This window comes from Thermodesulfobacteriota bacterium, from assembly GCA_036482575.1.
Lineage (GTDB): Bacteria > Desulfobacterota > GWC2-55-46 > GWC2-55-46 > JAUVFY01 > JAZGJJ01.
On the sequence record JAZGJJ010000051.1, the window covers coordinates 1 to 13,122 of the forward strand.

Sequence of the window (13,122 nt, forward strand, 5' to 3'; positions counted from 1 at the left end):
GGGGGGAGAGTACTTTCTTCTCGTCCCCCTCGCGCTCATAGCCGTGTTGACCTTGAGGAGCAGCCTCAACATCGGGCTCCGGCACATACTGCCGGCCTACCCGTTTTTGATAGTCCTGGCGAGCAGCGTCATAACCCTCCGGTTCGGCCGGCCGGTCATTGCGAAGGCCGCGTTCGCGACGTTTTCCGTGTGGTATGCGGTCTCAACACTATCCATCTTCCCGAGCTACCTCGCCTACTTCAACGAATTCGTCGGTCCCGACAGGGGCTACCGCTACCTCGTGGACTCCAACCTCGACTGGGGGCAGGACTTGAAGAGACTCAAAAAATATATGGATAAGAACGGCGTGGAGGAGGTGTACCTGAGCTACTTCGGGACGGCCGACCCCGCCTATTACGGCATAGGCTGCAGGGAGCTCATGGGGACCCTGAGGGCCTGCAAGTACAAACGCAGCGGCGTACCCCGCTTTCTGGCGGTAAGCGCGACCAACCTCCAGGCGGTCTATATGCCCGACAAGCACACCTTCGACTGGCTCAAAAAAAGGGAACCGGCGGCCAGGATAGGCTACTCCATATTCGTCTACGACCTGTCCGGAGACGCCCTCGCGTATAACGGCATAGGCGGGACCATCTTGAAGATAGAGGAGTTAAGCCGCCTGCAGCCGGAGGAGCTCCGCGAGGCGTTGCTCGCCTTCGAAGAGGCGGTGAGGCTCAAGCCGGGCGAGCCGGTGTTGCACGCCAACCTGGGCATTACATATGCGCTGCTCTCCGAAGATAGGAGGGCGCGGCGGGAGCTTACGGCGGCCATGTCCATGGACCCCGCCTCGAGTGAGGCCTATACCGGTATGGGCATCCTGTACCTTAATAGAGGCCTTAAGTTTCAGGCCATGAGTGCCTTTAAAAGGGCGCTCGTGCTGGACCCGGATAACCACATGGCCAAACGGAGGCTCGACGCCCTCATGAGACGCTGAGCCACAGCACGGCATCGGCACGTCGATACCCGGCACCATGATGGTGCTTCACTTTCTGAACGGCCGTTAGTGGCACCGGGTATGAAGGAAGAAAGCTTATTTACACACAACACCTTACGCTACCTACTGGAATCTCCACTTGACTGATGCCGAAAGCTGGGATATAAGAATAAGTAGGGTATCACACGTACTGCATCGGGCCAAAGGACAAGCACATCAAACACAAAGCGGAGGACCTTTATGTCACTTTTCTTAGCCATAGGAGTACTTGCACTGACGGTCGGAGTGCTTTTCCTCGTCTCTCCGGACAAGTTGCGCGAGCTGAACGAGGGGTGCAGCCGCCTCGTGGCGAACCTCGAGGATGGGGCCTTCACCTACCGCATGGGGGTGGGACTGAGCCTCATCATAGCGAGCCTCCTCTTCTTCTTTGTCGCCTACTATATAGCCGCAAAGGGCTGAAAGGGCCACGGAACGACCGCAACGGCGCCATGCCTATGAAGAGGTCGGGTTTCAGCCTGATAGAGCTCATCATGGCCATCGTGCTGGTGGCCATACTCGCCGCAGTGCTCTCTCCCATGATATTCAAGGGCGGGGCGACCGTTAACCTCGGGGCCGCGGCCAGGAAGCTCGGGGACGACATCCGCTACGCCCAGGCACTGGCAATGGCCAGGCACAAGCTCCCCACCCCCTCTTCAATCCCCAACCCCTCTTTCCGATACAGGATGGAATTCGACACGGGCACCGACACCTATACCATCGTAAACGACGCGGACAACGACGACGACTGGGGGGAGGCGGGCGAGAGTGTCAAGAACCCCTCCACCGGGGAAAACTCCTTCAGCGTACAGCTTAACTCCGGCGAATACGCCGGCATTGAGATAACCCCCGGGGGCTTCGGCGACAGCTACCTTGAGTTCGACACCTTCGGCGCCCCGTACGGCAGCGGGGGGAAGCTTACCGCCCCCGCGTCCCTGACCCTCACCGCCTCCGGCGAGACCGCCACCATAACCGTGACCCCCGCCACCGGGAAGGTGACGGTCCAGTAGGGGGGACCAGGATGACAGAGAACTTAAAACCGACCCCGAAGCCTACATCGATATCGACACCCGCCTCGGGCTTCACTCTGATCGAAACGATAATGATCATCGTGCTCCTGGCCATCCTGGGCTCGGGCATCCTCATCTACTTCTTCAGCATCGCCGGTAGCGGCGGGCAGGTCATTACGGTCCAGGCGGTCGAGCTCGCCGAAGACAAGGTGGAGGAAGTGCTCTCCGAGAAGAATACGAGTTTTAGCGGGGTGGTGTCCGAGGCGTCGGCCGCGTTCTCGGCCCCCATGGACGACTTCACGAGCGAGGTGGACGTCTTCTGCGTGGCCGAGGCCGACCTGGACGCCTCCTCCGGCACCATACCCGACTGTACGGACTCGGACATAAACGCAAAGAGGATTACGGTCACGGTCTCCTGGAGCAAAGGGGGAGGGGGGAGCGTGAGCCTCGTAACCGTGGTATCGGACCACTAAAATGGTGCGGAAAAACCCAATAGTTCTGTCACTCCCGCGAAAGCGGGAGTCCAGACGCCGTCCCCACGAAAGAGGGGAACAAGAATGAAAAGACTGGATTCCTGCTTCCGCAGGAATGACCGTTTTCTTGAAAAAAAGACTTTTCCCGCACCCTGCTAAAGATTATGATAAAGAGAAAAGACAGCGGCTTCACCGTGATAGAGATAGTCATGGTCATCGTGCTCATGGCCATTATCGCCACGGTGGCGGCCATGATCATACTCCAGGGGGCAAGGTCTTTCGGAGATATGGACGTAAGGAGGGAGCTTACGGCCGAGGGAAGGCTCGCCATTGAGAGGATGGCAAGGGAGATAAGGCTTGTCGGATGCACCACATCCGGTATCGCCTGCACCCCCACAGGAGAGATTACTACCTATACGGATACTGACTTCGCATTCGAGAACGTAAACTACGAGACGAGACGCCTCCAGTTCACCTCCGGGAGCCTGAAGCTAACCGAGGGATTGACCGAGACCGTGCTCGCCGATAACGTGACGGGGTTAGACTTCGACTACCTTGACACCTCCGACGGGGACGCGGCCTCGGTCGGCGACGTATGGTCGATAAGGGCGACGCTCACCCTTTCGAAAAAGGGACAGACACTCAACTTCAGGGTAAGGGTCCACCCGAGGAGTTTTAGATGATAGGGACGGGTAGTATAAGGGGGGAGCGCGGCATGTCGGTCATGGCCGTCGTCTTTATAATGGCGGTCATAACCTTCCTCGGGCTGATATTCGTCTCGCTATTTACGACCGGCACGGAGGTCTCGCTCCGGGAGTACGACTCCACGAGGGCGCTCTACGTGGCCGAGGGCGGGGCCGAGGCGGCCATAGGGCACCTGAAGCAGTCGCCGGCAAGCACCGAATGGGCATGGAACGACGGCTACAGCGGCAAGGCGCTCGGCGACGGCACGGTGGACGTGGAGGTGCTGCACTACGAGGTAAGGGACGAGAGCCTGACCCCCACGGCGTGCGAGTCCTTTACGAGTTCGATAGAGGGCGGCGGGGCCAACGACGCGAGGACGATATACGTGACGCTTCGGTGGGACCCGGCCTTGAACTCCAACACCCTCGACGCGAACCTCTACAGCGACAACATCTGCACCACCGCAGTGACCCCGGTATCGAAGACCACCCTGGCCAACGCCGTGATATTAAGGTACCGGATGACCTCGGCAGTCGTGGGCATGGACTACGACTTGTATGTGGGGGTGACGGGCAACGCCACGGCCTCGCAGTACGAGCTCAGAATAGCCCACCCGGATAATACGTCGACCATGCCCGTATTCGGCGCGAGCGACAGCAGGGCCGTCATCGCTCTCGGCAACGTCAACGACGCCTACAGGGAGGTCTTCAAGGCGTTCTGCAGGGTAGGTGAATGTCCATAGGAGATAATAAATTGTCTTTCAAAAAATTTTCCTGCTTTCTGTTGCTGCCGGCCTGCCTTCTGCTCCTTACGGTTACCCGGGCTCCGGCCGCCCCGCCTCTGGCCGAGTTCACCCTCGAGCTGCCCACCGGTACGGAGGTCACCATGGGGGACACCTCGGCCGACCTGCCGTTCCTCGTTACGAACAGCGCGAGCTCGACCAAGGACATCCGCTCGCTCCGGATCGTCATCGACAGCTCGGTATACGAAATAGACCAGGCCACCAACCCCATCTCCGGCTGGGAGGTAAAGTCCATGAGCACCGATACGATATGCATCGCAAGGGCCACAGGCGGCATCGCGCCCGGCGATACCGACGTCTTCACGCTCATCCTTACCGGCCCCTCGGGCGGCATCATAGGCTCGGACGTTCAGGACATGACCGACGAAATACTATCGGTCCAGGCCAAGGACGCGGACACGTGCGGGGACGAGTTCACGCTTACGAACTCCCTTCCATCATGGGACAGGCGCTCGCTGGCCATTGACCTCTTCGCCACGCCCGCTACCGTGGGAATAGGCGACACCATTACGCTAACCATGCAGGTCTCGAACCGCTCGATCGCCACCCAGTCGCTCATAACCGCCGTTACGGACCCGCCGGTGGCCTACCTCTACGGCCTGACCTCGCTCGCGGGGCTGCACCTCTCGGGGGTGGGCACGTTTAACGTCGATTCCACGGCCTCTTTCCCCGGGAGCGGGACCGTCCGGCTGGACGCAGACGAGCCGGATTATACGGCAATCGATGCCATCTCTTTCACACTTGACCCCGGCACCCCCACATCTTCCTTTCACGCGGACGGCACCACGATCTATAATAGGAACTCCACCGCCGCAGTCTCGAACTCGACCGGGCCCACCTATGAAATAAGCCCCTTTACGCTCGACCCCAACACGTCGGCGGTCATAACCTGGACATATACGGCCGACTCCTCGGCCACGCTCTACTTCAGCTCGGCCGCCGAGGACTCGACCGGGGATGCGACCTCAAAGATGGGAAACTCCAACCCGGTCATCATAGGGGATTTTACCGCCATAGTCGAGGTCTCTCCTCTGGCGGTGGTGGACGGCCAGACGGTCACAGTTACAATGACCGTCGCCAACAACGGGAACTCCGCGCTGGGCAACATACAACCGACCCTCACCACGGGCGGCACGGCCACGGCCACCCTCGTCTCCGGCCCGACACCGGCGAAGATATTTATCCTCACATCCGGGGGGAGCGGCACCTTCACATGGACCTACACAATAAACGGCGGCGCCGGAGACACCTACTTCTTCGAGGGCTACGCCGAGGCGGCGGCACCGGTAACCACCAACACGAGCACGTCGGAGGCCGGAAGGATCACGCTCTACGCTGTGGTGGTCGACCCGGACGTGGTCGCCACCGGCACCACGAACCTCCAGGTGGAGTGGACGCTCCATAACAGGGGAGGGGAGACGGTAAAGGAGGTCTACATACCGCTGCCCGCGGGCTGGACCTACTCCTCGTCCAGCTCCCCGGGCTGGAACGCGAGCTACGACGGCACGAACGTCACCTTCACGAGCCCGTCTGGCCCGGACAACATCCCGGTGGGCGGGTCGAGGACCTTCTACATAACCTTTTCGAGCATACCGCCCGTGGTGTCCGACACACCCTACACCTTCCCGCTGGTGATAACCGACAAGAAGAACAACAACGCCTCGGTGGACTCAACGGTGGTCATATCGTCCTTCGTGATGGTCCTTACCTACTCTCCGGCCGCCCCCATAGACGCCGACGCCGCGAGCCAGTACACGCTCACGGCCACGCTCACGCGTAACGGGACTCCGGTAACGGACGTGATCATAACATTCACCACCACCGCGGGCAGCCTCTCGGCTTCCTCGGCCACCACCGACACGAACGGCGTAGCCACGGTAACCCTGACCTCCCCGTGCTCGCAGACGGACGTGGACGCCTTGATAAACGCGATATACCTGAACGCCGAGGACCCGCAGACCGTCTCGCCCGCCTTCTCGGGCATAACCGGGGGGAACCTCGTCTACGTTGGCGCGACGTTCGTGGACGCGTTAGGCGGAACGAGCCCTCCAGACGTGTCCAACGGGGATACGGTAACGCTGGAGCTCAACCTTATAAACTGTGGCGACACAGACCTCGACATAACCGACGCAACGCTTGAGTTCGGGAGCGACAGCTTCGGCTGGCCCGGGGGGACCGTTACCGTCCTCGCCGACGGCACCACCCAGGCGACGCTTACCTTCAACTCGGGCGCCATAGCATCCGCCGACATTCAGTGCTACCCGACCCTTACCCTGGACGCGGGGGTGGGGTACACGGGCACCTTCTCCTCCGGCGACCCGGTATACGACTACATAACCGTGGACAGCGGCGAGACCTGCCCCACCGCCGTGGACATCGACGTCATCGATTGGCACGAGACGTACTGACCCTCTTTTTTTCCATTTTTTTCCTTCCCCGGCCTTCATTCCCCTGCTGTTTTTTTCCCTTGACACGCCTCCCTGAATCGGCTATATTCGGGACATATGCGGTGTAGAAAAATATATTCATAACTATATCCATATTGCAATATATATATCAATCCATATGTATATTTATGCCGGATAGTCCGGCGTAAGCTTCGGGAGGGAGGTAAGAGTCAAGATGAAGACGTCGCAGATCCTGGATAAAGTAGGCATCCCCAGACACAAGCTCTACTACCTCGAGCAGAAGGGCTACATAAAGCCCAAGAGGATAGCGTCCGGGGATCTCGAGACAAGGGAGTACACCAAGAAGGACCTCCGGATGGTGGAACTCCTCTGGAAGTACCTGACGGCGGGTTTCAAGCACAAGACGGCCTACGAAAAGGCCAGGGAAGATATCAAGGCATCCACCAAACGGAACTCCGGCCGGAAAAAAACAGCGCGGGGGGGTGGTTGATATGTACGAAAAGTTCTTCTACCTGAAGGAAAGACCCTTCCACATAACACCGGACCCCGGCTTCCTCTACCTCAGCAAGAAACACCGCGAGGCCATGGACCTCCTTACCTTCGGGATAAACGACAAGAAGGGGTTCCTGCTCCTCACCGGCGAGGTGGGTACGGGCAAGACCACTCTCTGCCGTGCCATCCTCGACAGGCTGCCCGGGACGACCGAGAGCGCGCTGGTGCTGAACCCGCTCTTGTCCGCCCTGGGGCTCCTGGTGACCATAAACGGGGACTTCGGCCTTGATGTGGACAGGCACTCCGTAAAGCCGCACCTCGACCGCCTGAACGAGTTCCTCCTCGAGGTGACCGCAAAAGGGGGCAACGCCGTTATCATAGTGGACGAGGCGCAGAACCTGAACGCTAAAACGCTCGAGATGGTAAGGCTCCTCTCCAACCTCGAGACGCACACGGAAAAGCTCCTGCAGATAGTACTCGTCGGGCAGCCGGAGTTGAAGGAAAAGCTCAGGATGCCGGAGCTCCGCCAGTTGAACCAGAGGATAATCGTAAGGTACCACCTCGAACCCCTGGACATGGAGGAGACCGAGGGCTATATCCAGAACCGCATCTTCACGGCGGGGGGGAGGGGGACGGTAAAGTTTTCCCCTCAGGCCTTCCGGCTTATATTCGAAGGGAGCGGGGGAGTGCCGCGCCTCATAAACATAACCTGCGACAGGGCGCTTACCGCGGCCTTCGTCCAGAGCAAAAGGACCATCGACGAAAGGGTCGTGGCGAGCGCTATCGACGAGATGAGGACGGAGGGGCTGCTGTCCCCGGCCGAGCCGCAGTCGAGGTCGTCGTTCCTGGGGCGCCTTTTCTCGTCCGCGGACAGGTCTCAGCAAAAGCAGCGCGTGAGGCAATAGCATGAGCCTTATACACCAGGCACTTAAAAAACTGGAGGCCGCACCCCACGACGTCAGGCACAGGGAGAGCCTACCCGGGGCGGGGAAACCCTCTTCCAACCGGCGGGGTCTGCTGCTCGCCGCAGTGTTAATGGCCGTTCTTGTGCCCGTTGTCGCCCTTAAGTTAATGGGGAGCCTCGGCGGCGTTTCGGAAGTGGACGTGGAAAGACAGGGGACAGGGGGGCTGCCTGCCGCAGCCGTACCGGCACCAGCGGCCACGACCCCCGGCCCGGCCGGGAAAGACCATAACGCCGAAGGGGTGCACTTCTTCAAGCTCGGCAACTACAAGGAAGCCGCAGAAGAGTTCAAGGCCGGGATAAGCCTCCGGCCGGAAGACCCCACACTCCACAACAACCTCGCGCTCGCCTACCTGAAGCTCGGTGACGCCACAGGCGCCGAGGGGTCGCTCGGCAAGGCCATGGAGCTCAGGGCCGACTACCCCCAGGCGCTCAACAACTACGGCTCCGTCCTCGAAAGCCGGGGCAAGACCGCGAAGGCGCTAAAACTCTTCGCCGAGGCCGCGAGGCTGGACCCCTCCTACGCTGAACCGCACCTCAATACGGCCATAGCCCTTGAAAAACGCGGGAGGCTCTCGGAGGCGGTCTCGCACTACGAGAAGTACGTCGTCCTGGGCGGCCCGGACAAATTGCTTCTAAAAGAGGTCCGCACGAAAGTAAAACGCCTGAGGGCGCTGCTCATCTCCAGGGGAAGGCGAGGGTAATGTTCTCATCCCGGGATAACCTTGTCGGGGTGGACGTGGGCGCCCATTCGATAAAAATCGTGAGGCTCGGAGGCGGCAAGGGAAAGCGGAAAAAATACTCGCTCAAGAACGCTTCCTGCGTAAAGATACCGGAGGGCGTGACGGAGAGTTCAGGCATCATTGCCGATACCATTAAAGAACAGCGGCTGCGGGGATGCCGGGTGGCGACTTTCGTCGGAGGCTCCTCGGTCGTCTTCAGGCACCTCAACCTCCCTGAGATGCCGCCGAAAGACCTTAAAGAGGCCGTAAGGTGGGAGTTGCGCAAGGACGTCGACTTCGCGGCGAGCGAGCTTGTAGCCGACTACGTCAACACCGGGAAGACCGTGGACGGCAAGCTCTCGCTTATCGCCTTTGCCGTGGAAAAAAACGCCGTGGAACGCACGATGGCCACGTTCAAAAAGGCCTCCCTCGATGTAAGGGTGGTAGACGTGCTGCCCACCGCACTCCTTGCCTCCTTCGACATGAACAACGAGTGGGAGACCGGCGTCAACTACGCGATGCTCGACGTGGGCACGTTCCAGAGCACTCTGGTAGTCATGAAGGACGGCCACCTGCGCTTCGTAAGAGACCTCCCGTACGGGGGAGACGCCATGACACTCGCCGTTGCGAACGGCCTCGATGAAAGCGAACAGGAGGCGGAGGCCGACAAACGCGCCCAGGGGTTGGGAGAGGCGGAAGACGGAAAGGACGCCAGGGTGAAAAACATATTGACCGACTATATAGAGGGCCTCGGCTCGGAGATAACCAGGTCGTTCGATTACTACCACGCCCAGTTCCGTGAGGGTGCCGTGGAAAAACTCTTCCTCTCGGGGGGGACGGCGGCCCTGAAGGGGTTGGACCACTACCTCTCGGAACTCACGGGCACACCCTGCTATGTAGACGACCCCCTGAGGAACGTTGAGATACCGTCGGGCTTCGACCTGGAGGGGCTCGGGACCATCGCCCCGTACCTGAGTGTCGCGGCCGGGCTTGCCACCAGAAAGGACGCGCTTTGACCGAAGGAATAAATCTGATACCGGACGAGATAAAGAGGGGGTGGCGCCTCAGGCGGGTGAGGTTCGTGCTCGGCTGTATGGCGCTCATCTACCTCGCCGCCCTTGCCGGGGTTTACCTGTACCAGGGCCAGCGCATAGCCGGGAGAGAAGCCGAACTTGAAAGCCTGGAGGCGCAAAGAACGACCCTCAGCGCGAGGAATACCGAGTACCCCGGGCTCGTAAGGCAGATAAACGCCGTACGGAAGAAGGAGGCGGCCCTGAAGCGCAGGCTCGATATAATATCCTCGCTCGTCTCGGGCCGCATATCGTGGCTCGCCGTCATGAAAGTGCTGAGCCTCAGCATCCCCAAAGAGGTATGGCTCCGGGGGCTTGCCACGGCCGATGCGGACGGGAAGGGGGGCGACAAGGAAGTGCGCTTTATCGGGACCGCGATATCCAACACCGCGGTCGCGGACTTCGTCTTCGTGATCGAGAACTCGCCCTACTTCCATGACATAGGCCTATCCTACTCCCAGAAGAGGGAGTTCAAGGGACGGGCGCTCTACGACTTCGAAGCCGTAGCAAAACTGAAGAAGGTGGAGGACATAATATATGACTGAGGAACTGCGGAGGTATACGCCGTGAGCGAGGGACTTTCAAACGCACTGGGCGGACTGAACATGGAGTCCTTGAACGAGTTCCGCAAGGAAATCCTGGCGGCACTCATACTCCTGTCCTTTACCCTCCTTCTCTATGTGAGCGTCTATAAGGACAACACCGTGGAGGAAAGGAGCCTGGGCATCAAAGCGTCCGAGGTCAACTCCGATATCGCACGGATTAAGACGGAGATACAAACTACGGGACCCTTGAAGATCAAGCTCGAACAGACGGCGGTCAATATAAGGCGCATAGAGGACAGGGTCGAAGAGTTGAAAAGAAAACTGCCCACGGAGAAGAACCTCTCGGAACTACTGGCGGATATAACACGCAACGGGCTGAAGGGGGTCAAGGTAACCGCGGTCAAACCGCTGTCGATCGAAGACAGGGGCGAGTACACGAGGGTGCCTTTCCAGATAGATCTGGACTCCAAATACAAACCCTTCGCCAACTACCTTGACAGGATCGGCAAGCTGGACAGGGTCATGGATATCGACAACTTCATCATCGACTCGAAGGGCAACACCCGGGGGCTCGTCTCGATAAAGCTATACCTGAGCGCCTATGTCCTGAACGGACCGTAGAGATAGAGAGATGCAACATAAAAAACATATACTCCACCTTGTGGCCTTCGTGCTTCTGGGGCTTGAACCGGGAAGGGCCGCCGCCTCCGAGGCCCTTTCCATCGTCGGCGAACTGCCACCCACCGAGAAGCCGTCCGTCTCCTGGGGCAGGGACCCGTTTGTGCCCCCAAGCAAGGACGTGGAGGCGCCGGAGATGAACCTCCTGGGCATATTCTATAACTCCGAAAACCCGTCGGCGATTATCGACAATAAAATCGTATACATAGGAAGCGTCATAGGGGACCAAAAAATTATTGATATACGAAAGAGTCATGTTATACTCCTTGGTAACGGCGAAAAAACCCGGCTGGAACTGGTCGATATCCCAGGGCTTCAGAGATAATGCGTATGAGATACCCTAAAATAGCCGCAACCGCCCTGGTGCTCCTTCTCGCCTTCCTGGCCCTGGACCCTCTGCATGCGGCCAATTCCGACGTCGAAAACAAGCTCGCCGGGGGAAAAAAGCTCTTTACCATAGAGGTGAGGGATGCCGATATACGGGACGTCTTGAGGGCCCTTGCCCAGCAGGGCGGACTCAACATAATAATAGGAAAGGGCGTGGAGGGCTATGTCACCCTGAGCTTCAGTGACATAGGCTTCAAGGACGCGATGGAGGTAACGCTGAGGGCCAACGGCCTGGGCTACGCTATACGCAATAACGTGCTCTGGGTGGGTAAAAAAGAGGATATCGGACGTGTAGGGGACGAGCTCGACGAGATAGAGACCCGGGTGGTGCGGCTTAACTACGCCGACCCGAAAAAGGTGGTCGCGCAGGTACAGTCCATGCTGAGCGGAAGGGGCAGCATATCGGCCGACACCAGGGTCAACAGCATCATCATCCGGGATATAGAGGACAGCATCGACGATATCACCACGCTCCTCGAGACCCTCGACGTCCGTACGGCGCAGGTCATTATAGAGGCCAGGATAGTGGAGGCCAACACCAACTTCGCAAGGGAACTCGGGGTGCAGTGGGGAGGAAGATACTCCTCCGGAAGGGACACCATAGGGGGCAGCCCGCTCCTTCCCAACTCGCTTACGGGCAGGAACTATGCCGTAAACCTGCCGGCCGTCGCCCCCACCGCGGGGGTGGGACTTATAGTGGGAAGCATCTCGGATAACCTCATTCTGGACATTGAGCTATCGGCCGCCGAGAGGAAGGGGCAGCTTAGGATAATCTCCCGGCCCAGGATATCCGCCCTGAACAACGAGACGGCGACAATCCACAGCGGCCTGACCATCAGGGTCAAAACACCCCAGTCGGTCGTCCTCGGCCAGGGCACGGGCACTGGTACCGTGCGTGGAAATACGTCGGGGTACAACACTGGTGAAGGGGTGGAGGAGATAGAGACCGGCATAGACCTTGAAGTAACGCCCAGGATATCCGACGACGGCTACATACAAATGGAAATACACACTGAAAAAGACGACCCCGACTTCTCGCGTACCGTGGACGGGATACCCGGGATCTCGGAGAAGAGCGCTACCACGAAGATCATCATCAAGGACGGAGAGACGGCGGTCATAGGGGGGCTCTACAAGAGCACCTCCACCGAGGCTAATGATGCCGTGCCGCTTCTTGGAAATATCCCCGTGCTGGGATGGCTCTTCAAGAGCAACCTTAAAAACACCCAGAATGAAGAGCTTCTGGTCTTTATAACCCCTAGGATAGTAAAATACGACACCGATAAGGAGGTGGGCAATTGAGGACGAAGCTCTTAGCGGCTCTGCTGGTTGTAGCTCTTGCGGGGGCGGGGGCGTATCTGTACCTCGGCCAAGAGACGCCCCCCGCCGAGCCCCAGCTCGTATCGAAAAGGATAAAGATAGAGGTGCCTCCGGGGCCGACACCCACACAGCCGACTCCTGCAAAACCGGCTCCGGCAAAGCCCGCGCCCGCCGAGCCGGTACCAGCAAAACCGGAGCCGGTAAAACCCGAACCAATAGCCAAAACACCTGAAAAGCCCAAGCCGGCGCCGCCTGAGCCGGCCCCCAAAAAGACCGCCAAGACGGCCGTAGCCCCGGCAAAGAAGCCCTGGGCCGTAAACGTGGCATCTTTTATCAGCGCGAACGAAGCCAATAAACTCAGGGACAAACTCCGTAAGGCGGGCTATAATGCCTACACCACCGAGTTCATAAAAGACGGCCGGAAGTGGCACAGGCTCAGGACCGGCTTCTACGCCACCAAGGATGAGGCCGGGAGGGCAGGGAAGAGGATATCCGAAAAGTTCGGGACGACAAGCGCCTGGATAGTCAAGCCCTCGGCTGCCGAGGCAAACAAATATCGTAAAT

Annotated in this window: 16 protein-coding genes; all 16 read left to right on the forward strand. The window is 59.2% G+C overall.

The window, feature by feature from the left end; translation table 11 throughout:
- Window positions 1-970, forward strand: a 970-nt coding sequence (locus V3W31_02355) for a hypothetical protein (GenBank protein ID MEE9613779.1), incomplete at its 5' end; no start/stop codon positions are given.
- A gap of 240 nt (window positions 971-1,210) precedes the next feature.
- Window positions 1,211-1,429 (forward strand): hypothetical protein, encoded by a 219-nt coding sequence (locus tag V3W31_02360; GenBank protein MEE9613780.1) that lies wholly within the window; start codon window positions 1,211-1,213, stop codon window positions 1,427-1,429.
- Between the two features lie 35 nt (window positions 1,430-1,464).
- Window positions 1,465-2,016, forward strand: coding sequence for a prepilin-type N-terminal cleavage/methylation domain-containing protein (locus V3W31_02365; protein ID MEE9613781.1), 552 nt, complete (start codon window positions 1,465-1,467; stop codon window positions 2,014-2,016).
- A gap of 11 nt (window positions 2,017-2,027) precedes the next feature.
- Window positions 2,028-2,489 (forward strand): type II secretion system protein, encoded by a 462-nt coding sequence (locus tag V3W31_02370; protein ID MEE9613782.1) that lies wholly within the window; start codon window positions 2,028-2,030, stop codon window positions 2,487-2,489.
- 164 nt (window positions 2,490-2,653) lie between these two features.
- Window positions 2,654-3,172 (forward strand): prepilin-type N-terminal cleavage/methylation domain-containing protein, encoded by a 519-nt coding sequence (locus V3W31_02375; GenBank protein MEE9613783.1) that lies wholly within the window; start codon window positions 2,654-2,656, stop codon window positions 3,170-3,172.
- Window positions 3,169-3,915 carry a hypothetical protein gene (locus V3W31_02380; GenBank protein MEE9613784.1) on the forward strand — a complete coding sequence of 249 codons (747 nt, stop codon included), beginning with the start codon at window positions 3,169-3,171 and terminating at the stop codon, window positions 3,913-3,915. Before V3W31_02375 ends, V3W31_02380 begins: the two co-directional genes overlap by 4 nt.
- 11 nt (window positions 3,916-3,926) lie before the next feature.
- The gene (locus tag V3W31_02385) at window positions 3,927-6,383 is read left to right on the forward strand and encodes an Ig-like domain-containing protein (protein MEE9613785.1); all 2,457 of its coding nucleotides are present in this window, start codon (window positions 3,927-3,929) and stop codon (window positions 6,381-6,383) included.
- A 214-nt stretch (window positions 6,384-6,597) separates the two neighbouring features.
- Window positions 6,598-6,873, forward strand: coding sequence for a MerR family transcriptional regulator (locus V3W31_02390; protein ID MEE9613786.1), 276 nt, complete (start codon window positions 6,598-6,600; stop codon window positions 6,871-6,873).
- A gap of 1 nt (window position 6,874) precedes the next feature.
- Entirely contained in the window at window positions 6,875-7,780 is a 906-nt protein-coding gene (locus V3W31_02395; GenBank protein ID MEE9613787.1) for an AAA family ATPase, read from the forward strand.
- Between the two features lies 1 nt (window position 7,781).
- Entirely contained in the window at window positions 7,782-8,540 is a 759-nt protein-coding gene (locus V3W31_02400; GenBank protein MEE9613788.1) for a tetratricopeptide repeat protein, read from the forward strand.
- Complete coding sequence (pilM, locus tag V3W31_02405; GenBank protein ID MEE9613789.1) at window positions 8,540-9,574, forward strand: type IV pilus assembly protein PilM; 1,035 nt, start codon at window positions 8,540-8,542, stop codon at window positions 9,572-9,574. Before V3W31_02400 ends, pilM begins: the two co-directional genes overlap by 1 nt.
- On the forward strand, window positions 9,571-10,173 hold the full coding sequence (locus V3W31_02410) for a PilN domain-containing protein (GenBank protein ID MEE9613790.1): 603 nt from the start codon (window positions 9,571-9,573) through the stop codon (window positions 10,171-10,173). The genes pilM and V3W31_02410 overlap by 4 nt, the downstream gene beginning before the upstream one ends.
- A gap of 21 nt (window positions 10,174-10,194) precedes the next feature.
- Window positions 10,195-10,794: a type 4a pilus biogenesis protein PilO gene (gene pilO, locus V3W31_02415; protein MEE9613791.1), complete on the forward strand. Its 600-nt coding sequence runs from the start codon at window positions 10,195-10,197 to the stop codon at window positions 10,792-10,794.
- 10 nt (window positions 10,795-10,804) lie between these two features.
- Window positions 10,805-11,176, forward strand: coding sequence for a hypothetical protein (locus V3W31_02420; GenBank protein MEE9613792.1), 372 nt, complete (start codon window positions 10,805-10,807; stop codon window positions 11,174-11,176).
- A gap of 5 nt (window positions 11,177-11,181) precedes the next feature.
- Entirely contained in the window at window positions 11,182-12,540 is a 1,359-nt protein-coding gene (pilQ, locus tag V3W31_02425) for a type IV pilus secretin PilQ (protein ID MEE9613793.1), read from the forward strand.
- A partial coding sequence (locus V3W31_02430; protein ID MEE9613794.1) for an SPOR domain-containing protein occupies window positions 12,537-13,122 on the forward strand: 586 nt, incomplete at its 3' end. The genes pilQ and V3W31_02430, both read left to right, overlap by 4 nt.